Raw genomic sequence first — 24,055 nt, forward strand, 5'->3', positions numbered from 1 at the left:
GCGGACGCCGGTCACCGAGTTGAGGGAGAGACGGCCAACCACCTGGATGGTGCTCGATCACACTCGCAGCGCCCCGGTCCATCCGAGGGGGTCACGTGCGGCGGTCGACCACCGAAATTCCTGGGTTGAGCACTCGGATGAACTTACAGGCTCACCCCTCCACAACGCATTTCCGGACGCCCGTTCGCACCGTCACCCGGTGACGTCGAGCGCGGCGATCACCCGGGTCGGGCGGACTCGCACCACGAGTTCGCCGGGCACACCGTTGCGCCGCCCGAACTCCTCGGCTCGATCGGCGCCCATGTACCGCCGGCCGACATCGGTCGCGACACGCAGCAGCTCGTCGGGATCCGTCGACAGGACGGCGTCACCCTGGATCTGCACAAATGCGTACGGCGGCTCCTCGAGGTCGACGCACAACACCACCTGGGGATCGCGGGCGAGGTACCGGCCCTTGGCCGTGTCCGCGCCCGTGTTGAACACCACCTCGTCGCCGTCCAACACGAACCAGACCGGGGCGACGAGAGGTCGACCGTCTCCGGAGAGATAGCCCAGTTTGCCGGTCCGAGTTCCGTGTGTGAGAAATTCCCGGACCTTCGCGTCACGCAGAGTGCTCACAGACCGCACAGTACGCGAGTTGCCGCGGAGGTGCCGGGCTCGACGGAATCTGTCAGGACAGAACTTCGACGAGCGTCGTCGCCGAATCGCCCACCATGTACTTCTCGATTCCGTCCAGGTGTTTGCGCCAGAAGTCCTGGGCCGCGATCGCATCGCCGCGGCGCAGATGATCCAGCAGTTTGGTGTAGGCGCGCTGCGCGGCACGAGCAGCCGGCTGCTCGTGCTCGTTCCCGTGCGCGGCGATGAACAGCGCGTTGTGGGCCTCGATGATGTGGACGAGCATGCCGGCGAGCACCGCGAGGGTCTCGTTGCCGGCCAGATCCACCAGGCTCTGGTGCAACTGCACGTCGTGGTGCGCGAAGCCGGCGGCGTCGTCCACCAGTTGCGCCCCCTCCGCGATCATCGCGGCGAGACGGTCGAGCGCCTCCGCGTGGCCGGGACCGGCGAGGACACCGACAGCTGACACCTCGAGCGAGGCCCGGGCCCGGTAGACGTCCACCAGCGGTGTCCCCTGGTACTGCAGCAGCAGACCCGTGTAGCGCGCGGCGACCGACGCGTCCGGGGCCATGACCCGGGCACCGCCCCGGGCACCGCGCAGCACGGTGATGATGGACTCCGATTCGAGGATCCGGAACGCCTCGCGGAGCGTGGGCCGGGACACCCCGAACTGCTCCATGAGCACCGACTCGTTCGGCAAGGGATCGCCCGCGCCGAGCTCACCGGTGATGATCCGCCGACGCAAGTTCGCAGCGACCAACTCACCAGCCTTCGGTACCCGAACCACCGACGATTTCGCTCCGGCTGCCACGACGCCCCTTCACTCCGTTGAATCGAAGCCCGCCTGAGCAGGCCCGACGAACGACCAAGGGTACAACTGTTAACCGATTTGGCCGGTACCGGCGCTGCCGGTGTCTCCCCCACCCGACAGGTAGGCACGCTGCACCGCGTCCAGATCGGCGCCGATCTCGGCGGCCGTCCCCTCGAGCATCACCTGGCCGCGCCGCATCACATACACCCTGTCCGCGACGGTCAGCACCTGGCGGACGTGCTGTTCGACCAGCAGGACACCGACACCGCGCTCGTCGGCCGCGGACCGCACCACCGCGAGCAGGCGTTGCACGATCTGCGGCGCCAGGCCCAGCGACAGCTCGTCCGCCAGCAGCAGCTTGGGGTTCCGTGCCAACGCCCGGGCCAGAGTGAGCATCTGCTGCTCGCCACCGGACATCAGTCCGGCGGGCCGCCGGAGCAGCGCCCGTAGCTCCGGGAACACGGCACACGCGTCGTCGGCCGAGACGCCTGCCAGCCGGAGATTCTCGGCGGCGGTCAGGCCCATGATCACCGATCGCTCCTCGGTGACGTAGCTCAGCCCACGCCGTGCCAGTGCCGACAACGATGCGCGCCGGTCCGAGCCGAGCACCGACAGTGAGCCCGATATCGGCGCCAGCTCCCCCGCCACCGTCAACATCGTCGTGGACTTGCCCGCCCCGTTGGCGCCGATGAGCGCCACGACCTCGCCCGAGCGCACGGTGATGTCGAGGTCGCGGCAGACCACGGCGCCGGCGTAGCCCGCGCCCAAGCCGCGACATTCCAGCACCGTGTCGGACGCCACGGTCTTCTCGCTCGTGGTGGTCACGGTCATCGCGCCGCCTCCGTCTCGTCGTCGGTACCCAGGTATGCATCGCGGACCGCCGCGCTGGCGGAGATCTCGTCCGGCGTGCCGGCGGCGATCACCCGGCCTGCCTCGAGCACCACGATCCGGTCACAGGTGGACATCACCAGACCCATGTCGTGCTCGACGAGGAGCACCCCCGCCCCGCGCTGCACCGCCAGATGCCGGATGGCCACCGCGAGCTCACGGCTCTCGGCGTCGTCCAGCCCGGCCGCGGGCTCGTCGAGGAGGATGACGGACGGCGCGGACGCGACGGCTCTGGCGATACCCACCAGCCGGCGCCGGCCGTACGACAGTTCACCCGGCAGTGCGCCCAGGTCGTCCTCGAGTTCGAAGTCCCGCACGACGGTCGACGCACTGGGTGAGAGTGGATGGCGGCCCGGGCGGATCAGATCGGTGAACCACGTACTCCAGGTGGCCTCGTCGGCACCCGCGTGGATGTTCTCGCCGACCGTGACGTCCTCGAACAGTTCCAGCGACTGGAAGGAGCGACGGAGTCCGCCCTTGGACCGCCGTGCCGTCGACCAGCCGGTGATGTCGTGGTCCCCCAGCGTCAGCTGTCCCGCCGCGGGACTGACGAATCCGGTGATCGCGTCGATCACGGTGGTCTTGCCGGCCCCGTTCGGCCCGATCAGACCCACGACCTGTCCGGGCGCGACGTCGAGGTCGACCCCGTCGACGGCGGTGACGCCACCGAACCGCACCGTCAGCCCGCGAACCGACAACGGCGTCGGTGCGACGGTGCTGGACGGCAGTTCGTCCGAGAGTTCGTGAGCCCGCCGCGTGTCCCGCGGCCGCAACGCGGCAAGCCCGGGGAGCCTGCCGATCGCCCGGAGCTGGCGGGAGACCACGTCCGCGATTCCGTTCTGGTTGGTGAGCAGGGTGACGATGAGGATCACTCCGGCGAGCAGGCTGGCAATGGCCAGACCGTCCACCAGGCGACTGACGAGCGCCCCGGGCGCCATCAGTGCGCCGATGACGCTGCCCACCACGAACCCGAGCCCGCCGATCACCGACTGGACCACCGCGTTGATCGAGGCGAATACGTTGAACTCGAGGTAGGTGACGGCGGTGTTGCGCAGGCCGAGCAGAATTCCCGCCACCGCGGCCAACCCCGCTGCGAGAGCGAAGGCATAGATCTTGACCGCGAACACGCTGATCCCGAGCGAGGCCGCGGCCCGCTCGTTGGTGCGCACCGCGATGAGCCGCCGGCCGGTACGCGAGCGACGCAGATTCGCCACCATCAGGCCGCACACGACCAGCGCGACGAGACACAGCAGTGCCCACCGTTCGGGGTAACGCGAAGCCGTCACCTCCAGCCCGAACAGGTTCAGCTCGGAGATCTTGACCGAACCCTCGAGCTTGTCGCCGGTGAGGGTCGGGTTGTTGAACACCATCTCCTGGACCGTGAATCCGAGCCCCAGGGTGACCACCGCCAGGTTCACGCCCCGTGTCCGCAGTGCGGGCAGCGCGAACACCACGCCGAAGGCGATGACGGCGACCACGCTGACTACCGCCGCCGGGATCAGCGGCCAGCCGGCCTGGCCGACGAGTCGCGCGGCGAACAGCGCACCCAACCCGCCGACGGTGTACTGGGCGAGCGAGAGCTGACCGGCGAAACCGGTCAGCACCACGATCGAGAGCAGGAAGACCGCGGCAGCCAGGGTCAGCGTCAGCGACCGCAGCCAATCGCCGCCGATCGCGATGACCACGCCCGCCGCGACCACTGCGAGAACGAGACCCGCCCAACGGATCTCCCCGGAGCCGAGTCGGGGCAGCCGCTCCGAGACGTGGCTGCGTAGCGGCAGCCCCTTCCCCCGCACCACCAGCACGATGAGGATGACCAGGAACGGCACTGCCCGGTTGATGCCGGTGAGTGTCTCCATCCCGAGCAGATCCCGCAGGTCGTCCTGGTACAGGACGACCACGCTCTCACCCACACCGAGCAACAGCCCGCCGAGCAGGGTGAGCGGGAACGAGCGGAAGTTGCCGAGCAGTGCAGCCGCCAGCGCCGAGACGGTGACGATCACGACGAACGCCGACGGCGTGAGTCCCGTCAACGGTGCCACCAGGATGCCGGCGGTGCCGGCCAGTGCACCGCCGACGGTCCACGTCAGCGCGGCCAGCCGCTGGGGCGACCAACCGAGTGCGGCGGCGGCGCGCTCGTTCTCGGCCGCCGCGGTGATGGCGAGACCGACCCGGGTGAACCGGGCCAGCCCCCAGAGCACGGCAGTCATTCCCACCGCGATCCCCAGCAGGATCAGCCGATCCTGCTGCACCACAATGCTTCCCCAGTGATAGGCGTCGTCGGGCAGGAAGGCTCGCACCCGGATCGACTTGGCCCCGTAGTACTGCTGTACCCCCGCCTGCAGGAGCACCATCAGGCCGAGAGTGGCGGCCAGCCGAACGATCGGCGCAGCGTTCATCAACCAGCGCAACACCAGCAGCTGGAACGCCAGTCCGATCAGTGCGGCGACCACGACCGCCACGACGAAGGCCGGCAGCAGCGCCCAATCATGTTCGCGCTGCAAGGTTTCCAGACACACATAGGCGGCCACCATGGCTATCGCGCCCTGCGCGAAGTTCACCACCCCGGAGCCGCGGTAGACCAGCACGATGCCGTGCGCAAGGAGCGCGTAGGCGGAGCCCGCTCCCAGGCCCAGGATCGCGAACTGCAGTAACTCAGTCATTCGTCAAACTCCAGGGTGTGCTCGGGTCAGGAGGTGCGCAGGTCGTACTGCGTCGGATCAGTGACCACCACGTCGCCGTCGAACGTCATCCGGTACATCATCGTGTTCGAGACGCGCTGGAAGATCCCGAACGGCTCGACCGCACCCGGTGTCCAGGCCGGGACCAGGCCGGCCATGTCGAGATCCTTGGCGTTCTCGAATCCCATCTGGACCGTGCTCTTGTTGATGTCCGTCAACCCGTTCGCGACCTCACCGAACGCGCGCACCGCCAGCCACGGGTTCATCTCGTCGCCGGTGAGGTTCTCCAGCTCGAGCTCCTTCTTGCCGGACTTCTCCATGTCCGCCAGGAAGTCCTTCAGTCCCGGGAAGTCGTCGGTGCTCGACGAGGGCGCGGGAACCACGCCGGTGTACTTCGAGGAGGTCGCGAAGGTCCCCAGGTCCTGCAGGTCGGCCTGGGAGAACCCGACCGATCCCAGCGCAAAGCTCAGCTTCGACCCGAGCTGCTCGAACGACTGGGCGATCGGGTTGGCCTCGGTCGGGCCCAGCGCCATGATCACGCCCTGCGCTCCGTTGCGCTCAGCGGCGGCGATGAACTGGGTGTAGTCGGTCGCGCCCGCGCCCACCGCAACCTCGTTGACGATCTCGGCGCCCTTCGCCTGCACGGCCGGGCCGAGCAGCTGGATCAGCATCGCGGCGACCGGGACGTCGGGACGCATGAGGGTGAGCTTGGTCTTGCCGTCGGCCACCAGGATGTCGATCATCCCGTACAGGTTGAGCAGCGAGCCGGAGAACGGGGTGAACACGTTCGTGGCGGAGAAGTCCGAGATGTTCAGCGGGTTCAACCCGATTCGCGGGATACCCGCGTTCTGCAGGACCTGGGACGTCCCTTCGTTGTTGGCGGGCGTGAAGTCCGCGATCGTCGCGACGACACCCTCCGTGATCATCTTGTTGGCGCAGTCGACCTCCTTGTTGGGATCCCCCATGGAGTCGCACTGCACCAGTTCGAGCGGGCGTCCGTTCACGCCGCCGCGGGCATTGAAGGCGTCGACCGAGGCGATCGCGCCCTCAGCAGAGTTGATGGATGCGAGCCCCGGCGCCTCGATGGGAATGATCTGACCGACCTTGATCGGCGCCCCGGTGGCCGCGTTCTCGGCCGGGTCCGCACCGCTGTCGTTGCTGCTGCAGCCCGAGGCGAGCAGACCGGCGGCGGCAATAGCGGCGATTGCGGGAGTAAATCTCTTCAGGTTCACGGCGCGTCCTTTGCGTATGGGGCAGCTACATCTCGTTATTCCCGGGAGCCGTGTCCCGCACTCCCGCCCAACCTCGGCAGCAGCGTATGGGAACGGAATGCAGGTTTTTGCAAAGTTCGCGATTTTCGTTGCGATGCGCTCCGAAATGCCTCGTCAGCGGCCGTCACCGCTTCTGGGCGAGGTACCAATCGATGAGCTCCGGGGCGTCCATCGCGCTCCGATCCATGATCCGCGCGGCATCGGCACCCTGGAACATCCGTTTGATCGGGACCTCGAGCTTCTTCCCGGTACGGGTGTGTGGAATCCCGGGTGCCGCGATGACCTCGTCCGGGACGTGCCGCGGCGATGCCTGCTCCCGGATGACGGACTTGATGCGATCCTCGAGATCGGCGTCGAGCACCGCCCCGTCCGCGAGCACCACGAACAGCGGCATCCAGTACCCGCCGTCCGGTTGCTCGGCTCCGATGACGAGCGCCTCGACGACCTCGGGCAGCCGTTCGACAGCCTGGTAGATGTCGGCGCTACCCATCCTGATGCCGTTGCGGTTGAGAGTGGAGTCGGATCGTCCGTGCATCTCGACGCTGCCACGCTCGGTGACGGTGATCCAGTCGCCGTGCCGCCACACCCCGGGAAAGTCGTCGAAATACGCCTCGTGATAACGCTTTCCGTCGGGATCGTTCCAGAATCTGACCGGCATCGAGGGCATCGGCGCAGTGACGACCAGCTCTCCCACCTCTCCGCGGACCGAATGCCCGTCCGGCCCGAAGGAATCGAGCGCGACGCCCAGACACGGCGCGGACAGCTCGCCGGGCCACACCGGCACCGTGCGAGCCCCGCCGATGAAGGCCGACACGACATCGGTGCCACCGGTGATCGAGAAGACCGGAACCGACTCCCCGACGTTGTCCGCCAACCATGTCGACGACGACGCCGGCAGCGTCGACCCGGTGATCCCGACTGCGCGGAGCGCGCTCAGGTCGTGGTCACGGCGCGGGACGACGCCGGCCTTCGAGCAAGCCAGCACGTAGCCGGGGCTGGTGCCGAGCACGGTGACCCGGTGCCGGGCGGCCAGCGCCCACAACGAGTCCGTGTCGGGATAGCCGGGACTACCGTCGTAGCAGACGATCGTGGCGCCGACCAGCAGGCCGGCGACCTGGAAGTTCCACATCATCCAACTCGGGCTGGTGTACCACAGGAACGTGTCGTCGGTCCCGATGTCCATCTGCAGCGCAAGGGATTTGACGTGTTCGAGGAGCACGCCGCCGTGGCCGTGCACGATGCCCTTGGGCAGACCCGTGGTGCCCGAGGAGAACACCACCCACAGCGGGTGATCGAACGGTACCGGCACCGGCTCGAGCGGCGCGTCGCCCGCGGTGGCATCCGCCCATGCGATCGCGTCGGTCACCGGTTCGGTGCCGAGCTTCGGCACCAGAACGGTGCCGACGAGCGAGGGCATGCTGCCGCGCAGGTGTGCGATCTCCTCGTGCCGCGGGTGGGTCCGGCCACCGAAGCTGTAGCCGTCGGCGGCGATCAGCACCTTGGGCTCGAGCTGGCCGAGCCTGTCGAGCGCGGCGGGCGCCGAGTAGTCCTGACCGCATGCGGCCCACACCGCTCCCAGGCCGGCGGTCGCGAGAAACGCCACGACCGCCTCGGGCACGTTCGGCAGGTAGCCCACCACCCGATCGCCCTCACCGACGCCGAGCGATCGCAGGGTGGCCGCGAGCGCGCCCGCCTGCCGGAGCAGCTCCGCCCAGCTCAGGACCACCGGATGGCCGTCCTCGGCCTCGTAGACGACGGCGGGCCGATCGGTGCGGGCGCTCCGGGTCACGTGGTCGACGTAGTTGAGCCGGGCGTCCGGGAACCACACCGCGCCGGGCATCGCATCGTTCGCCAGCGCCGGACCCGGATCGGTGATGGACCGCACCTCGAAGTAGTCCCACACCGCCTGCCAGAAGTCGCCGATGTGGTCCACCGACCACTGCCACAACGCGGCGTAGTCCGGCAGCGAGAGCCCGGTGCGCCGCTCCACCCACCGGGCGAAGTCGGTGATCCGTGCCTTCTCGATGTCGGCGTCGGTCGGCACCCACTGCGGTCGGGGTCGCACCTCGCTCGTCATGCGTTCACTCTTCTCCGCCGGCGCGGGCGATACCGGACCTTCGCACGATCTCCTCCGCATGCCGCAGGACGGGCGCATCGACCATGCGACCCTCGAACGTGAACACACCCCGCTCGCGGGATGCGGCCGCGAGAACCTGTTCGGCCCAACCCAACTGCTCCGACGTGGGCGCATACGCGTGGCGGATGATGTCGAGCTGTCGGGGGTGAATCGCGACCTTGCCGTCGAACCCGACGGCGACCGCGTCGTCGCACTCGTCCGCGAGCCCGTCCAGGTCGGGGATGTCGAGGAACACCGAGTCCAGCGCGAACCGCCCGTACGCCTTCGCCGCGAGCAGCGCCGTGGACCGCACGTGCCGCGCGATATCGCGGTAGCTGCCGTCGGCCTTGCGGCTCGATGCCCCGCCGAGACCTGCGACCAGGTCCTCGGCGCCCCACATCACGCCCACGGCGTTCGCGGCCTGCACGGTCTGCGGCACCGCCAATGCACCCAACGGCGACTCGATCAGCACGACCACCGACAGCGGTGCGAGATCGAGTACCTGGTCCACGGATTCACACTTGGGCAGCATCACCGCGGTGTAGGGCGTGCGATCGAGGACCGCGCAGTCGCGTGCGTAGTCGTCGGTGCCGTGCGCATTGACGCGCACCACGGTCCGCGCGGGATCGAGCGGTACGTCCACCAGCGCGCGGCGCGCAGTCTCCTTGTCGGCAGGGGCCACCCCGTCCTCGAGATCGAGGATCACGACGTCGGCGGCATCGGCCGCCTTCGCGAACCTCTCGGGACGGTCGGCCGGGCAGAACAGCCACGCCGGACCGGGGACCGCACCGGCCCAGAGGTCGAGCGGATCGCCGTTCATGCCGGCTTCTTCCGCACGAGCGTCTTGCGGATCGCGGTGGCGACCACGTCACCGTGCTGATTGCGTCCGGTGTGCTCGAACGTCACGATGCCCTCCCCCGGTCTGCTGCGGGACTCGCGTAGATCGGTGACGACGGTCTCGGCGTAGAGCGTGTCGCCGTGGAACAGCGGCTTGGGGAACGCGATCTCGGAGAATCCGAGGTTCGCGACGATGGTCCCCTGCGTCAACTGCGTCACCGACAGCCCGACCAACGTGGACAGTGTGAACATCGAGTTGACCAGCCGCTCACCGAACTGGGTCTCGGCGGCGAACGCGGCATCGAGGTGCAGAGCCTGCGTGTTCATGGTCAGCGTGGTGAACAGGACGTTGTCGGCCTCGGTGATGGTGCGCCCGGGGCGGTGCGCGTAGACGACTCCGGTCTCGAACTCCTCGAACCACAGCCCGCGTTGGACGATCTTGCGCATCGTCACTGTGCCGCTCCCTCCCGTATCCTCCCCACCCGTCACACCCCCAGCTCGCGCGCGATCAGCATCAACTGCACCTCGGTGGTGCCCTCACCGATCTCGAGGATCTTGCTGTCTCGGTAGTGGCGGGCCACCGGGTACTCGTTCATGAAACCGTATCCACCGAAGATCTGGGTGGCATCGCGCGCATTGTCCATCGCGGCCTCGCTCGCGATCAGCTTCGCGATCGACGCCTGCTTCTTGAACGGCTTGCCCGACAGCATGAGTGCCGCGGCGTCGTAATACGCGGTCCGGGCGACGTGGGCGCGCGCCTCCATGCGGGCGATCTTGAAGGCGATGGCCTGGTTGGCGCCGATCGGCCGGCCGAACGCCTCGCGTTCCTTGGCGTACTTGACCGATTCGTCGACGCAGCCCTGCGCGGCTCCGACAGACAGAGCCGCGATCGCGATGCGGCCCTCGTCGAGGATGCGCAGGAAGTTCGCGTAGCCACGGCCGCGTTCGCCCAACAGATTCTCCTGCGGTACCCGCACGTCCTGGAAGGTCAGCGGGTGCGTGTCGGAGGCGTTCCAGCCGACCTTGTTGTACGCGGGCTCGGCGGTGAAGCCGGGCGTCGACGTCGGTACCAGGATCGTGGAGATCTCCTTGGCGCCGTTCTCCTTGGTCCCGGTGACCGCGGTGACCGTCACCAGCTTGGTGATGTCGGTGCCGGAGTTGGTGATGAACTGCTTGTTGCCGTTGATGATCCAGTCGCCACCGTCCATTTTCGCGGTGGTCCTGGTCCCGCCGGCATCACTGCCTGCCCCCGGCTCGGTGAGCCCGAACGCGGCGAGGGACTTGCCGCTCGTGAGCTGCGGCAGCCATTCCTGCTTCTGCGCCTCGTTGCCGAAGCGGTACACCGGCATCGCACCGAGCGACACACCGGCTTCGAGGGTGATCGCGACGGACTGGTCGACCTTGCCGAGTTCCTCGAGTGCGAGGCACAGGGCGAAGTAGTCGCCGCCCATGCCGCCGTACTCCTCGGGGAACGGCAGACCGAACAGGCCCATGTCGGCCATGCCGTCGACCACCTCGTACGGGAACGTGTGGTTGGCATCGTGTTCGGCGGACACCGGGGCCACCACGTTCTGTGCGAAGTCCCGGACGGTCTTCGCGAGCTGCTGGTACTCGTCGGGCAGCGATCCGGTGGACAGGTAGTCGGTCATGACGCGTCTTCCTCCGTTGCGAGTTCAAGTGTTTCAGTGCGTGCCGGGCTGATTCGCGCCAGCAGTTGATCGACCTTCACCTGGTCGCCGACGGCGACGAGAACCTCCGTGACGCCGTCGATCGGTGCGGTGAGGGTGTGTTCCATCTTCATGGCCTCGACGACGACGACCGCGGTCCCGGCGGAGACGGTGTCGCCGGTCGCGACGGCGACCGCGATCACGGTCCCCGGCATGGGGCTGGTCAGTTCGGCGTCACCGGTGTGGGCATCCGCGCCGCGGACACTCGCCTCGCGGATCTGCGAGACCACCCATGTCGCATCGGCGCCGGCGAGCCACAGCGTGCCGTCCTCGTCGGCGACCCGATAGGTATCGCAGCGCCCGTCGGAGACGACCGTGAGCACATCGCCGTCGAGTCGTGCTGCGAGCGTGTGGTCCTCACCGTGTTCGATGCGGACCCGGGCATCGTCGGGCGTGCCGGTGATCAGGACGTGGTCGATCCGGGCGCCCGAGCGAAGCCGGAACGAGAGCGGATGCGGTCCGCCGACCCTCCAGCCGGTGGGTGCGTCCCACGGGTCGGCGCCGGATCCGTCGGCCCACAGCCCGAGCCAGCGGTAGGCGGCCGCAGCGAAGAGGACCTCGTCGTCGGGATCCGGTACTCCGTAGCCGACGACGCGGCGATCCAGCAGCCCCGTGTCGAGGTGTCCGGCGCGGACGTCGTCGTCGGCGAGCAGGAACCGCAGGAAGTCGACGTTGGTGCCGACACCGAGCACTGCGGTGTCGGCGAGCGCACGGTCGAGTCGGCGCAACGCCTCGCCGCGATCGGCGCCGTACGCGATCACCTTCGCCAGCATGGGGTCGTAGTCGCTGCCGACCGTGGTGCCCGCGAGCAGTCCCGAGTCCACGCGCACCCCGATGCCGTCGGGCTCGCGCAGACCGAGCACGGTTCCGCCGGTCGGCAGGAAGCCGCGTCCGGGGTCCTCCGCGTAGATCCGGGCCTCGACCGCGTGCCCGGTGAGGGTGATGTCGTCCTGGTGCAGGGCCAACTTCTCCCCCGCCGCGATCCGGACCTGCCACTCGACCAGGTCGAGGCCGGTGACCATCTCGGTGACCGGGTGCTCCACCTGCAGGCGGGTGTTCATCTCCATGAAGAAGAACTCGTCGGGCCGGTCCGCGGACACGATGAACTCGACGGTGCCGGCGCCGGTGTAGTCGACGCTGCGGGCGGTGTTGCACGCCGCGGTGCCGATCCGTGCCCGGGTCTGCGCGTCGAGCAGCGGCGACGGCGCCTCCTCGATCACCTTCTGGTGCCGGCGTTGCAGACTGCACTCGCGCTCGCCGAGATGCACGACGTTGCCGTGGCTGTCGGCCAGGATCTGGACCTCGATGTGCCGGGGGCGCAACACGAACCGTTCCAGGAACAGGGTGTCGTCGCCGAACGCCGACGCCGCCTCGCGGCGGGCACTGGCGAGCGCGGACGGAAGATCGTCCGCGGCTTCGACGAGCCGCATGCCCTTGCCGCCACCGCCGGCGGACGGCTTCACGAGCACCGGATAGCCGATGTCGTCGGCCGCAGCGATCAGGTCGGCGTCGGACAGACCCGGCCGCGCGATGCCCGGGACGACCGGGACATCGAACGCGGCCACCGCGTTCTTCGCGGTGATCTTGTCTCCCATCACCTCGATGGCCCGCGCCGACGGCCCCAGGAAAACGATACCCGCTGCGTCGCAGGCGGCCGCGAATGCCGAGTTCTCCGAAAGGAATCCGTATCCGGGGTGGATCGCCTGCGCACCGGTCCGCTTCGCGGCGTCGAGTACCCGGTCGATGTCGAGGTAGCTCTCGCGCGCCGCGGCGGGGCCGATCAGCACCGCGACGTCCGCCTCACGGACGTGGCGAGCGTCGGCGTCGGCCTCGCTGTAGACCGCGACCGAGCGGATGCCCAGCTGCCGCAAAGTACGCATGACCCGGACCGCGATCTCGCCGCGGTTGGCCACCAGGATCGTGTCGAATGTGCCGGCACCGCCGGCGTCGAACTGAGTAGTCATGTGTGTCCTCACATCCGGAAGACGCCGTAGGACACCGGCTCGAGCGGCGCGTTGGCGCACGCCGACAGGGCCAGCCCGACAACGGTTCTGGTGTCCGCAGGGTCGATGATGCCGTCGTCCCACAGTCGGGCCGTCGAGTAGTAGGGGTTGCCCTGCGCCTCGTACTGGGCCCTGATCGAGTCGGGGTCTCGTCCCGAATCTCGCCCGGACCCGACGGCGCCGAGCACCGAGGCGGCCTGCTCGCCGCCCATCACCGAGATGCGGGCGTTGGGCCACATCCACAGGAAGCGGGGCGAGTACGCGCGCCCGCACATCGAGTAGTTGCCGGCGCCGTACGAACCGCCGATCACCACCGTCAGTTTCGGCACCCGCGCGCACGCGACGGCGGTGACCATCTTGGCGCCGTGCTTGGCGATGCCGCCGGCCTCGTACTCGCGTCCGACCATGAATCCGGTGATGTTCTGCAGGAACAGCAGCGGAATGTTGCGCTTGTCGCACAGCTCGATGAAGTGCGCACCCTTCATGGCGGACTCGGCGAACAGCACACCGTTGTTGGCGACGATGCCGACGGGGTGCCCGTGGATCCGGGCGAACCCGGTGACCAGGGTCTTGCCGTACTCGGCCTTGAACTCCTGGAAGTCGGTGCCGCCCGCAGGGGCGCCGTCGACCAGACGGGTGATGACCTCGCGCACGTCGTACGGGGTGCGCGGATCGGTGGGCACCACGTCGTACAGCTCGCTCTGGTCCGCCGCGGGCGCCACGGTCTCCGCGACGTCCCACGGACGCGGCGCACGGGGACCGAACGTCGCGACGATGTTGCGGACGATTCGCAGCGCGTCCCGGTCGTCCTCGGCGAGATGGTCGGTGACGCCCGAGACCTTGGAGTGCAGGTCGCCCCCGCCGAGCTCCTCCGCGGTGACCACCTCGCCGGTCGCGGCCTTCACGAGCGGCGGACCACCGAGGAAGATCGTGCCCTGGTTGCGGACGATCACCGCCTCGTCGCTCATGGCCGGGACGTACGCGCCGCCCGCGGTGCACGAGCCGAGCACTGCGGCGATCTGCGGAATCCCCTTGGCACTCATGGTCGCCTGGTTGTAGAAGATCCGGCCGAAGTGTTCGCGATCCGGGAAGACCTCGTCCTGCATCGGCAGGAACGCGCCACCGGAGTCGACGAGGTAGATGCACGGCAGGTTGTTCTGCAGCGCGATCTCCTGCGCCCGCAGGTGCTTCTTGACCGTCATCGGGTAGTAGGTGCCGCCCTTGACCGTCGCGTCGTTGGCGACGATCACGCACTCACGCCCGGAGATGCGTCCGACACCTCCGATCACACCGGCGCCGGGGCACTCGTCGCCGTACATGCCGTTCGCGGCGAGCGGAGCCAGTTCGAGGAACGGGCTGCCCGGATCGAGCAGGGCGTCCACCCGATCCCGCGGCAGCAGCTTGCCGCGAGCGACGTGGCGCTCACGGGACCTCTCGCTGCCACCGAGCGCCGCCGCGGCCAGCTTGTCGCGCAGCTCGGACACGAGGGCGAGGTGCTGTTCCCGATGGGAGGTGGTTGATGCGGTTCGAGCGGTTGTCACGTCACCGTCCTCGCAGTTCGATAGATACGATGAGATTCGGTTAATTCCGAATAACTGAAATCAGGTTATCCGTGATTAACTGAGTTGTCCAGATCACACGAACAGGAAAATGTGACCGATGACCGACGTCGACCGTGATGCGGGGCCGACGGCCCCCAGCAGGCGCAGCCAGGCCAAAGCCGACCGTCGCCGAGAGTTGTTGCGCGCCGCCGCTCGGCTCATCGCCGAGCGCGGCTTCCCCGGGGTTCGCCTCGAAGACCTTGGCTCCGCGGTGGGTATCAGCGGCCCCGCCGTGTATCGGCACTTCCCCAACAAGGACGCGCTGCTCGTCGAGTTGCTCACCGACATCAGCGAGCGACTGCTGGCCGGCGGCACCGCGGTCCTGGATCGGGTGTCGGACCCCGCCGAGGCGCTCGGGCAACTCGTCGACTTCCATCTCGACTTCGCGCTGGGCGAGCCGGAGCTGATCCGAGTGCAGGATCGCGACCTGCACTCACTGCCCGACGACGCCCGCCACCGCGTGCGCCAGACCCAGCGCCGGTACGTGGAGATCTGGGTGGATGTGCTGCGGAGGATCGATCCGGGACTCGACGCCACCCGCGCCCGAATCGCCGCGCACGCGACGTTCGGCCTGATCAACTCCACCCCGTACAGCGCGGTATCCCCGTCCGTCGATGCGACGAACGGGGACCCGACGCGCGGGGTGCTGCGGAGAATGGCGCTCGCCGCGCTGCTGGCGGATTCCGCGTAGCAACGCGGAGCCCTGTTACTTCCTCCGGGCGGCGATCGCCGTGTAGCCGAGGGCCAGCACGGCCGCTGCGGCGATGCTGATCACCCAACGCCACCAATCGATTCCGGGTGTGTCGGTGCCTCCCAGGGCACCCCACAGCCAGTATCCGATGAGCGCTCCGGCGATGCCGATCACCACCGTGATGATCCATCCCATCGGCTGCTTGCCAGGAAGAACAAGCCGCGCCAGCACACCGATGACTGCGCCGAAGATGATCGTGCCGATGATCTCGCCCATGACTGGCTCCTTCCGTCCGCCCCCGCCACGCGCGGAACACGCCCCCGCCCTGGCTCGAAGGTACGACCTCCGTCGAGCCAGGGCAGGGCATTGCACAAATCGTTGCGTGAGCGCGCCCTACGGCGCGTGCATGATGACGCCGCGGATGTTCTTGCCGTCCCGAAGGTCCTGGTAGCCCTGGTTGACATCTTCGAGTGAGTAGCGAGTGGTGACCAGTTCGTCGAGCGCGAGCTGGCCGGCGTCGTACAGGCGGAGCAGCCGGACGATGTCGTACTGCGGGTTGGCGGAGCCGAACAGCGTGCCCTTGATCGTCTTCTCGTTGAGCGTCAGATCGGTGCCCGAGACGTGGACGGTGAGCTTCGTCGGATCCGCGAGACCGGTGATGACGACGGTGCCGCCCTTGCCGATCACGGCGGTCGCCGCGGAGACGACGTCCTCGTCGACGGTGCCGACCAGGATCAGGGCGGCGTCGGCGCCCTGCCCCCAGCTGAGCTCGTTGACCTTCTCGGCGGCCTCGGCCGCGGACGCGTATGCGTGGCTCGCCCCGAACTTCAGTGCCGTCTCGCGCTTGAACTCGACCGGGTCGACCACGACCACGTACTTGGCACCGGAGTGCACCGCGCCCTGGACCGCGTTGATACCCAGGCCACCGACGCCGTAGATCACGACGATGTCGCCGGCGCGGACGTCGCCCGCATAGACCGCGGTCCCCCATCCGGACGGGACACCGCACCCGACGAGGACGGCGGTCTCGAGCGGCAGCCACTCGTCGACCTTGACGACCGAGTGCTGCGAGATGGTGGCGCGTTCGGCGAACGTGCCGAGCATGCACATGGCGCCGAAGTCCTTTCCGCCCGAATGGAAGCGGAAGGAGCCGTCGGGCATCGAGCCCTCGAGGATCGTCGCGCCCATGTCGCACAGGTTCTGCCGCCCGGTGGCGCAGTAGCGGCACGTGCCGCAGTTGGGGATGAAGCTGCACACCACGTGATCGCCGGGCTTGACCTTGGTGACGCCGGGGCCGACCTCCTCGACGATGCCGGAGCCCTCGTGCCCGCCCACGATGGGATAGCGCGGTGGCAGGTCACCGTCGGTGAGGTGCAGGTCCGAATGGCACAGTCCGGCGGCGGTGTACTTGATCAGGACCTCGCCGGGACCGGGACCGTCCAGGTCGAGTTCCATGATCTCGAAAGGCTTTCCGGCCTCGAGCAGAACGGCGGCCTTGGTCTTCATGGGTTCTCCTTGATCGATGTCGGTGTCGTTGTGAGAGGTTGCTGCTGTCAGAGCGCGATGTTGACGGCCTTGGTCTGGGTGAAGGCGTCGATGCCCGACGCGCCCAGTTCGCGTCCCCAGCCGGACTGCTTGTAGCCGCCGAACGGCATCGCGGTGTCGAAGCCGTTGTACTGGTTGACCCACACCGAACCCGCCTTCAGCCGGCGCGCGGTGCGGTGCGCCTTGGAGATGTCCCGGGTCCAGATTCCGGCGGCGAGTCCGTAGATGGAGTCGTTGGCGGCGGTGACGATGCCCTCGTCCGCATCGAACGGCATCGCCGCGACGACCGGTCCGAAGATCTCCTCGCGGACGACACTGAAATCGGGCTCGACGTCGACCAGGACGGTCGGCTCGACGAAGTAGCCCGTCTCGCCCCAGCGCTTGCCGCCGGTCAGCGCGCGGGCACCGTCCGCGAGGCCGTCGCGCAAGTAGCCGGTGACGCGGTCGAACTGTTCCTGCGACACGAGCGGCCCCAGTTCGGTGGTGGGGTCGAGCCCGGGACCGATCTTGACCTTGCTCGCGGCGTCGGCGACGGCCTCGGTGAAACGCTCGAAGATGCTGTCCTCGACGTACAGGCGGGTGCCGGCGACGCAGCACTGACCGTGGTTGAACAGCCAGGCGTTGAGCGAACCCGCCACGGCCGCATCGAAGTCCGCATCGGCGAACACGATGTTGGGGCTCTTGCCGCCGAGCTCGAGGGAGACCTTCTTGAGGTTGCCCCTGGCGGCGTCGACGATCTTCTTGCCCACCTCCGTGGAACCGGTGAAGGCGATCTTGTCGACATCGTCGTGCGCGGACAGCGCGGCGCCGGCATCACCGAAGCCGGGCACGATGTTGACGACGCCGGGCGGGAATCCGGCCTCCTCGAAGATCTCGGCCAGCATGAGCGCGGTGAGCGGGGTCTGCTCGGCGGGCTTGAGGATGACGGTGTTGCCGGCGGCGAGTGCGGGCGCGAGCTTCCACGACGCCATCAGCAGCGGGAAGTTCCACGGAACGATCAGCCCGCACACCCCGACGGGCTCGCGCAACGTGTACGCGTGGAATTCGCCGCCGGGCACGAACGGCATCGACACGTTGACCGTGCTGCCCTCGATCTTGGTGGCCCAGCCTGCGTAGTAGCGGAATACGTCCGCTGCCCAGGCGACGTCGACGGCGGACGCGATCGCGACGGACTTACCGTTGTCGAGCGCCTCGAGCTGACCGAACTCGGAGGCCCGTTCGGTGAGCAGATCCCCCACCCGCCAGATCAGCCGCTCCCGCTCGTTGGGCTTCATCGACGCCCACGGCCCCTCGTCGAACGCGCGACGCGCTGCCTGGACGGCGCGGTCGATGTCGGCCGCCTCGCCGTACGCGACATCGGCGAGGCGATCACCAGTCGCGGGATCGTGCGTCACGAACGTGCGGCCCGACGCCGCGTCGACGAACTCGCCGCCGATGTAGAGCTGCTTGGTGCCGGAGAGAAACTCGCGAACTCGCGGTGAAACCGCCTGCTCGGCAACGACAGTCATGCTCGAACCTCCTAAATCTGACGTGTGACGTGCAACACAGTCATCGTGCTTCGGGAGGGCGATCGTCAACTGTTCAAGCTTTGGACAGCGCGCGTGGGGCACACCGTCAGACGGTGATGTCCAGCGCGCGGATGCGGCTGTAGAGCGTGGTGCGGCTGATCCCGAGGCGGGCCGCAGCGTGCACCTTGTTACCGCCGCTCTCATTCAGCGCTTCGACGATCGCGTCGCGTTCGGCCCGCTCCCGGCCGCCGAGTCGCGCCACCTTGCCCGACGCTCGGTAGTCCTCGGGGAGGTCCAGGGCCCGGATCGGGGTGCCGTCCAGCTTGTCGGGAAGGCCCGCGAGCACGGCGCGAAGTTCGACGAGGTTGCCCGGCCACGTGTGCTCGGACAGCGCCGCCAGCACGCTCGGCCCCACCCGGAGATCCGCGCGGCCGAGCTCGCCCGCGAGCGCCGCAACCAGGCGGTCGAGCTCCCGGATCCGCTGCCGCAGAGCTGGAATCGCGACCTGGGCACCGCACCGCGCGAGCAGATCCCGCACGGCCGGTTGCCCGCCGTCGACCGGGTCGCTCGTGAGCACGATCCGCGGGCCGCTCGGGTTCGCCACTAGGGACGCGACCAACGCCAGTACCGGTTCGGGCGCCAGGTGCACGTGCTCGATCAGAACGAACGCGGGTTTGCGCGCGACGACCGCGAGCAGGCTCGCCGACCACTCGTGTTCTCCCTGGCCGACGATCTGGGCCGCATCGACCACCTCGAGCACGTCGACGGCGCCGTCGACGAACTGCCGCGCCGCCCACGTCCGACCGCTGCCCGGCTCGCCGACGAGGGCGAGTGAACCGGTGCCGGAGCGTAACTCGCGCAGCCGGCGCCGCAGTCGCGACGTCGCGTCCTGCGGGGTCGCGGTGCGCCGCACCGGCGTCCTCGTGTCGCCGATGTCGAGCAGGAACAGCGCTCCGCTGTCGGCGCCGGCGACCCGATCGATCCGCAGTCCGGTACTCCCGCCCGCGGACAGCACGAAGTCCAGCGTCCGGGTCTCCCCTGCCGGGACATCCGCGGCGAGCGCACGCAGCGCGGCATGGTCGCTCGGTCCGAGCATCTCGACGGCCGCCTTGTTGGTGAGCATGATGTCCTGCCCCATCGCCGCGACCGCGAGTCCGCGCTGCCGCGCCGCGCGCTGGAAGGCGTCCACCACGCGGCGGTCCGACTCGCGCGCCCCCTCGAGCAACCGGGCCTCGATGTCCCCGGCCGCACGGGCCAGGAACGGCGCGAACAGCGGGTTCGCGGTCTTCTCGGTCGCGGTGATGTCGAGGATGCCCTCGATCCGGCGGGTCACGGGGTGGACGATCGGGTGCCCGTAACAACTGAACTGGCGGAACGACTCGAGGAAGTGCTCGTGCCCGTGGACCACGAGGCCCTGGCGCACCTCGAGCGGCGTGCCGAGCGCGTTGGTGCCGTAGTTCTCCTCGCTGAGCACGACGCCGGGCAGCACCCCGACGCCCTCCATCGCGAACCGCATCGCATCGGAGTCGAACACGCGGGACACGACACGGCAGTCCCGGTCCACGAGCAGGATTCCGCATCCCGTCCCCGACAGTTGCACCCCGATCTCGTCGAGGACCGGGCGGGCCGCCCGCAGCAGTCGGCCCGCCGAGTCCGACGGGTCGAGCAGCGCCGGTTCGGGCACCCGGGCGGGGTCGATTCCGCTGAGCTTCGAACGCTTCCAGGATAATTCGATCTCCGGCCGTAAACCGTGCACCACTGCTACTTCCTCCGATCAGACGCGATCGATCAGTTCGAGCGACAGCTCCCGCATCTCCACCTTGCGGATCTTCCCGGTGACCGTCATCGGGAACTCGTCGACGAGGTGGACGTACCGCGGGATCTTGTAATGTGCCAGGCGTCCGGTACAGAACGCCCGGATCTTCTCCGCGTCGAGCGGTTCGGCACCGTCGCGCAGCCGGACCCACACCATCAGTTCCTCGCCGTACTTCGGATCGGGCACCCCGATCACCTGCGCGTCGAGGATGTCGGGATGGGTGTAGAGGAACTCCTCGATCTCGCGCGGGTAGACGTTCTCGCCGCCGCGGATCACCATGTCCTTGATCCGGCCGGTGATCGCGACGTAGCCGTCCGCGTCCATCACCCCGATATCGCCGGTGTGCATCCAGCGTGCGGGATCGATTGCCTCGGCAGTCTTCTCCGGGTTCTGCCAGTAGCCCAGCATCACCGAGTATCCGCGGGTGCACAGCTCGCCGGGTTCTCCGCGCGGCACCGTCAGCCCCGTCGCCGGGTCGACGATCTTGACCTCGAGATGCGGGCCGACCCGGCCGACGGTGGAGACCCGCTGGTCGATGCTGTCGTCGCGACGGGTCTGCAGCGACACCGGTGACGTCTCCGTCATGCCGTAGCAGATCGACACCTCCGCCATGCCCATCCGCTCGATGACCTGCTTCATCACCTCGACCGGGCACGGCGAACCCGCCATGATCCCGGTGCGCAGGCTCGACAGGTCGTAGGACTCGAAGTGCGGGTCGGCGAGTTCGGCGATGAACATCGTCGGCACGCCGTACAGCGACGTGCACCGCTCGGCCTGTACCGCCGCCAGTGTTGCAGCCGGGTCGAACGCCGGTCCGGGGATCACCATCGCGGCGCCGTGGCTGGTGCACGCGAGGTTTCCCATCACCATGCCGAAGCAGTGGTAGAAGGGCACCGGGATGCACACCCGGTCGCGCTCGGTGTAGCCGCACAGTTCACCGACGAAGTAGCCGTTGTTGAGGATGTTGTGGTGACTGAGCGTTGCACCCTTCGGGAATCCCGTTGTCCCGGACGTGTACTGGATATTGATGGGCTCGTCGGCGGACAGTGCCGCCTGTGCCCGGACGAGTGTCTCGGGACTGCCGGCGTGTGCGACCCGCCCGTCGGCGACCAGAGTGTCCCAGTCCGGGCCGCCCAGCAACAGCACATGCTCCAGGCGGGCACACTCTGGCCGGACCTGATCGATCATCGCCGCGTAGTCGGAGGTCTTGAACGACGGCGCGGCGACCAACATCCGGATCCCCGCCTGGTTCAGCACGTACTGCAGCTCGTGGGAGCGGTACGCGGGGTTGATGTTGACGAGGATCGCGCCGATCTTCGCGGTCGCGTACTGCACCAGGGTCCACTCGGCGCAGTTGGGAGCCCAGATGCCGACGCGGTCGCCCTTCACCACTCCGCGACCGAGCAGCCCCGCCGCGACCGCGTCCACATCCGCCGCCAGTTCGCTGTAGGTCCATCGTCGTCCCGAACCGCGATCGATCAACGCGTCACGGTCGCCGTGCGCCGCGACCGTGCGGTCGAAGTTGTCGCCGATGGTGTCGCCCAGCATGGGCGCGTCCCACACTCCCGAGGCGTAGCTCGGCAGGGATCCTGACAGCGAAGTTGTGGTCATCGCGTTTCCTCTCCGGGCGCCGCCCCGGCGCCCACTGGGGAATCCCGGCGGTGCGGGCTTCCCCAACGTACTCGCTCGACTGTGATGTAGGACATAGTCGACTGTCGGGGGTGCCGACAACTGTTCAGAGTTCGAACACCCCCGATGTCGACCCCGGTCGGGGCCCGGTTCAGAGCGCGCGGTCCTTCGTCTCGACCAGCGCCTTGGTGCACACGAAGCTGACGATGCCGAGCACCGCGAGCATGAGGCCGATCGCGAAGCTGCCGAAGGCAGAGGCGAGCGGCGCCGCGATCAGCGGCGGGACGGCGCCACCGAGCACGCCGGCCAGGTTGTAGCCGAGTCCGGCGCCGGTGTAGCGGTAGCGGGTGTGGAACATCTCCGGCAGGAGCGCACCGCACGGTCCGTAGGCCATCCCGAAGATCGCGAGCGTGACGCACATCCCGATCACGAAGGCCACCGGGGACCCCGAGTCGAGGAGCGGGAACAGGACCAGCGCCCACCCGACCGCGAGGACGCAGGACAGCATGATGACCCGGCGGCGGCCGATCCGGTCCGAGTACAGCGCCGAGACGACGATCGCCGCACCGAACACGACGGCAGCGACGATGCCGACCACGAGCACGAACGGGCGGCTGAAGCCGAGGGTCTTGGTTCCGTAGCTGGTGAGGAACGCGGTGCCCATGTAGAAGAACGCGAACAGGGTCGCGAGCGCGCCCGCCGAGAGCAGGATCTCCTTGGTCTGGTATCGCCACGCGTCGAGGAACGGAAGCGTCCGGGGACCGGCGTCGGCCGCGTCGATCTTCTGGTTGGCCCGGAACACCGGGGTCTCCTCGATGGCCAGGCGCATGTACAGCCCGATGCCGACGAGCACGATGGAGAACACGAACGGCACCCGCCAGCCCCACGTGAGGAAGGCCTCGTTCGCATCACCGAGCACGGCGCCGGTGATGAGGAACGTGCTGCTCGACAGCACGAAAGCGATCGCCGGGCCCAACTGGGGGAACATCGCGTACAAGCCGCGCTTGTCCGGCGGCGCGTACTCGGCGGTGAGCAGAGTTGCGCCCGCCCACTCCCCGCCGACCGCGAAGCCCTGGCCGAATCGGAGCAGCACGAGGATGATCGGCGCGGCGACACCGATCGTCTCGGCGCCCGGCAGCAGGCCGATGAGGAGCGTCGAGATGCCCATCAGCAACAGGGTCGAGACGAGGGTCTTCTTGCGGCCGATCCGGTCACCGTAGTGCCCGAACAACATTGCGCCCACGGGCCGGGCGATGAACGCCACCGCGAAGGTCGCGAACGACGCGACCGTGCCGGCGGTGGAACCGAGCGCTGGGAAGAACACCGTCGGAAAGACCAGTGCGGCAGCGGTTCCGTAGATGAAGAAGTCGTAGAACTCGATCGTCGTTCCGATGCAACTCGCGATCGCCACCCTGCCCACGCCGGTGCGCGGAGGTGTGGCGTTCGCCGAGCCGACCGATGGCGACACAGTCGTCATGGATCCCTCTTCTCGAGCCGTGCGCGACGCCCCGATTGGCGTCAGCAACTGCGAGGAAAGGTAGTGATCCGGGTCACTGGCCAACTACCCCCGAAAAGGGGGTGGAGTGACGCCCGTCACTCAGCCGCCGTCGCCACGGGTGGTCTCCGGGCGATCACCACCGCGAGGATGCCGCCCCAGAGCGCCGCGAACCACAGCGCCTCCAGCCCGACCAACCGGTGCGCGGTGGCCCCCAGGAAGGCGCCGACGACCATCGCCGCCCACAGCAGGAAATGCCGCACCCACCCCCACCGATCCCCGCCGGAGAACGCGGTGACCAGGCGCTGCCCCATCTTCACGAGACTGCCGGTCATGTAGGTGAGACTGATACTCACCTCGCCCTCCCGCTCGAACGTAGTGTTCTCCGCGCCCATCGCGGTGATCATCAGCGAGATCGCGACAGGCGTCCACCCGGCCAGGTGCGCGGTGGCGGCGAGGATCAGCAACATGGTCACGAGCGTCAGGACGGCCGACCTGTGGCGGATACCGAATCGGCGGCCGGTGACCGATCCGATCATCACACCGACGACGAACAGCGCGACGATCCCGGCGCCGGTCAGCGCGGTGGTCACCAGACCGTCGGCCGCGGAGACCGAGAGCTTGGTGGAATTGCCGCTCATGAAGGAAACGAAGAATCCGCCGAGCATGATGAAACCCATCGCGTCCACGAATCCGGCCAGACCGGAAAGGAATACCGCGACGACGAGCACGCCCCGTGGGTAGTGGACGACCACCCCTCCGACGATAAACCCACCCGGGCGGCACCCGGGTGGGTTCGGTCGTCAGTGCGTCGGTACGTC

19 protein-coding genes are annotated in these 24,055 nt (G+C 68.4%); 1 reads left to right on the forward strand and 18 read right to left on the reverse strand.

What is annotated here, in order from left to right:
• Nucleotides 1–192 precede the first annotated feature (192 nt).
• The 11 genes from J2X34_RS00530 to J2X34_RS00580 all read right to left on the reverse strand — a co-directional run bounded on the left by J2X34_RS00530 (nt 193) and on the right by J2X34_RS00580 (nt 14,490).
• Complete coding sequence (locus J2X34_RS00530; protein WP_429516163.1) at nt 193–609, reverse strand: PPOX class F420-dependent oxidoreductase; 417 nt, start codon at nt 607–609, stop codon at nt 193–195.
• A 61-nt stretch (nt 610–670) separates the two neighbouring features.
• Entirely contained in the window at nt 671–1,426 is a 756-nt protein-coding gene (locus J2X34_RS00535; protein ID WP_114718837.1) for a FadR/GntR family transcriptional regulator, read from the reverse strand.
• A 69-nt stretch (nt 1,427–1,495) separates the two neighbouring features.
• Complete coding sequence (locus J2X34_RS00540; RefSeq protein WP_114718836.1) at nt 1,496–2,257, reverse strand: ABC transporter ATP-binding protein; 762 nt, start codon at nt 2,255–2,257, stop codon at nt 1,496–1,498.
• Nucleotides 2,254–4,977, reverse strand: coding sequence for a branched-chain amino acid ABC transporter permease/ATP-binding protein (locus J2X34_RS00545; RefSeq protein WP_114718835.1), 2,724 nt, complete (start codon nt 4,975–4,977; stop codon nt 2,254–2,256). The genes J2X34_RS00540 and J2X34_RS00545 overlap by 4 nt, the downstream gene beginning before the upstream one ends.
• Before the next feature lie 26 nt (nt 4,978–5,003).
• Nucleotides 5,004–6,227: an ABC transporter substrate-binding protein gene (locus J2X34_RS00550; RefSeq protein WP_429515853.1), complete on the reverse strand. Its 1,224-nt coding sequence runs from the start codon at nt 6,225–6,227 to the stop codon at nt 5,004–5,006.
• Nucleotides 6,228–6,390: 163 nt separating this feature from the next.
• The gene (locus J2X34_RS00555) at nt 6,391–8,343 is read right to left on the reverse strand and encodes an acetoacetate--CoA ligase (protein ID WP_429515854.1); all 1,953 of its coding nucleotides are present in this window, start codon (nt 8,341–8,343) and stop codon (nt 6,391–6,393) included.
• A 4-nt stretch (nt 8,344–8,347) separates the two neighbouring features.
• Nucleotides 8,348–9,202, reverse strand: coding sequence for an HpcH/HpaI aldolase/citrate lyase family protein (locus J2X34_RS00560; RefSeq protein WP_114718832.1), 855 nt, complete (start codon nt 9,200–9,202; stop codon nt 8,348–8,350).
• Nucleotides 9,199–9,666, reverse strand: coding sequence for a MaoC family dehydratase (locus J2X34_RS00565; protein WP_114718990.1), 468 nt, complete (start codon nt 9,664–9,666; stop codon nt 9,199–9,201). Before J2X34_RS00565 ends, J2X34_RS00560 begins: the two co-directional genes overlap by 4 nt.
• 38 nt (nt 9,667–9,704) lie before the next feature.
• Entirely contained in the window at nt 9,705–10,868 is a 1,164-nt protein-coding gene (locus tag J2X34_RS00570) for an acyl-CoA dehydrogenase family protein (protein ID WP_114718831.1), read from the reverse strand.
• The gene (locus tag J2X34_RS00575) at nt 10,865–12,910 is read right to left on the reverse strand and encodes an acetyl/propionyl/methylcrotonyl-CoA carboxylase subunit alpha (RefSeq protein ID WP_114718830.1); all 2,046 of its coding nucleotides are present in this window, start codon (nt 12,908–12,910) and stop codon (nt 10,865–10,867) included. Before J2X34_RS00575 ends, J2X34_RS00570 begins: the two co-directional genes overlap by 4 nt.
• An 8-nt stretch (nt 12,911–12,918) precedes the next feature.
• On the reverse strand, nt 12,919–14,490 hold the full coding sequence (locus J2X34_RS00580; protein WP_114718829.1) for a carboxyl transferase domain-containing protein: 1,572 nt from the start codon (nt 14,488–14,490) through the stop codon (nt 12,919–12,921).
• A 118-nt stretch (nt 14,491–14,608) separates the two neighbouring features.
• Here J2X34_RS00580 and J2X34_RS00585 point away from each other — a divergent pair, with 118 nt between their 5' ends.
• A complete protein-coding gene (locus tag J2X34_RS00585) occupies nt 14,609–15,241 on the forward strand; it encodes an SACE_7040 family transcriptional regulator (RefSeq protein ID WP_114718828.1) in 633 nt (210 codons plus the stop codon).
• Nucleotides 15,242–15,256: 15 nt separating this feature from the next.
• Here the strand turns inward: J2X34_RS00585 and J2X34_RS00590 are convergent, their stop codons facing one another.
• From J2X34_RS00590 to J2X34_RS00620, 7 genes are all read right to left on the reverse strand, one after another.
• A complete protein-coding gene (locus tag J2X34_RS00590) occupies nt 15,257–15,517 on the reverse strand; it encodes a GlsB/YeaQ/YmgE family stress response membrane protein (RefSeq protein ID WP_114718827.1) in 261 nt (86 codons plus the stop codon).
• Nucleotides 15,518–15,634: 117 nt separating this feature from the next.
• Nucleotides 15,635–16,747: an NDMA-dependent alcohol dehydrogenase gene (locus J2X34_RS00595; protein ID WP_114718826.1), complete on the reverse strand. Its 1,113-nt coding sequence runs from the start codon at nt 16,745–16,747 to the stop codon at nt 15,635–15,637.
• Nucleotides 16,748–16,794: 47 nt separating this feature from the next.
• Nucleotides 16,795–18,294, reverse strand: a complete 1,500-nt coding sequence (locus tag J2X34_RS00600) for an aldehyde dehydrogenase family protein (protein WP_174912394.1) — start codon at nt 18,292–18,294, stop codon at nt 16,795–16,797.
• Nucleotides 18,295–18,400: 106 nt separating this feature from the next.
• Entirely contained in the window at nt 18,401–20,050 is a 1,650-nt protein-coding gene (locus J2X34_RS00605) for a sigma-54-dependent Fis family transcriptional regulator (RefSeq protein ID WP_114718989.1), read from the reverse strand.
• An 18-nt stretch (nt 20,051–20,068) separates the two neighbouring features.
• Nucleotides 20,069–21,721 carry an AMP-binding protein gene (locus J2X34_RS00610; protein ID WP_429515856.1) on the reverse strand — a complete coding sequence of 551 codons (1,653 nt, stop codon included), beginning with the start codon at nt 21,719–21,721 and terminating at the stop codon, nt 20,069–20,071.
• Nucleotides 21,722–21,890: 169 nt separating this feature from the next.
• Complete coding sequence (locus J2X34_RS00615) at nt 21,891–23,216, reverse strand: MFS transporter (protein WP_114718823.1); 1,326 nt, start codon at nt 23,214–23,216, stop codon at nt 21,891–21,893.
• Nucleotides 23,217–23,332: 116 nt separating this feature from the next.
• Nucleotides 23,333–23,989 (reverse strand): YoaK family protein, encoded by a 657-nt coding sequence (locus J2X34_RS00620; protein ID WP_114718822.1) that lies wholly within the window; start codon nt 23,987–23,989, stop codon nt 23,333–23,335.
• Nucleotides 23,990–24,055 lie beyond the last annotated feature (66 nt).

Source organism: Rhodococcus sp. BE178, from assembly GCF_050433545.1.
Classification (GTDB): domain Bacteria; phylum Actinomycetota; class Actinomycetes; order Mycobacteriales; family Mycobacteriaceae; genus Prescottella.

Coding starts and splice junctions, on each gene's coding strand:
- J2X34_RS00540 (WP_114718836.1), bottom strand. CDS start 2,257: ATGACCGTGACCACCACGAGCGAGAAGACCGTGGCGTCCGACACGGTG.
- J2X34_RS00545 (WP_114718835.1), bottom strand. CDS start 4,977: ATGACTGAGTTACTGCAGTTCGCGATCCTGGGCCTGGGAGCGGGCTCC.
- J2X34_RS00555 (WP_429515854.1), bottom strand. CDS start 8,343: ATGACGAGCGAGGTGCGACCCCGACCGCAGTGGGTGCCGACCGACGCC.
- J2X34_RS00560 (WP_114718832.1), bottom strand. CDS start 9,202: ATGAACGGCGATCCGCTCGACCTCTGGGCCGGTGCGGTCCCCGGTCCG.
- J2X34_RS00565 (WP_114718990.1), bottom strand. CDS start 9,666: ATGCGCAAGATCGTCCAACGCGGGCTGTGGTTCGAGGAGTTCGAGACC.
- J2X34_RS00570 (WP_114718831.1), bottom strand. CDS start 10,868: ATGACCGACTACCTGTCCACCGGATCGCTGCCCGACGAGTACCAGCAG.
- J2X34_RS00575 (WP_114718830.1), bottom strand. CDS start 12,910: ATGACTACTCAGTTCGACGCCGGCGGTGCCGGCACATTCGACACGATC.
- J2X34_RS00585 (WP_114718828.1), top strand. CDS start 14,609: ATGACCGACGTCGACCGTGATGCGGGGCCGACGGCCCCCAGCAGGCGC.
- J2X34_RS00590 (WP_114718827.1), bottom strand. CDS start 15,517: ATGGGCGAGATCATCGGCACGATCATCTTCGGCGCAGTCATCGGTGTG.
- J2X34_RS00595 (WP_114718826.1), bottom strand. CDS start 16,747: ATGAAGACCAAGGCCGCCGTTCTGCTCGAGGCCGGAAAGCCTTTCGAG.
- J2X34_RS00600 (WP_174912394.1), bottom strand. CDS start 18,294: ATGACTGTCGTTGCCGAGCAGGCGGTTTCACCGCGAGTTCGCGAGTTT.
- J2X34_RS00610 (WP_429515856.1), bottom strand. CDS start 21,721: ATGACCACAACTTCGCTGTCAGGATCCCTGCCGAGCTACGCCTCGGGA.
- J2X34_RS00615 (WP_114718823.1), bottom strand. CDS start 23,216: ATGACGACTGTGTCGCCATCGGTCGGCTCGGCGAACGCCACACCTCCG.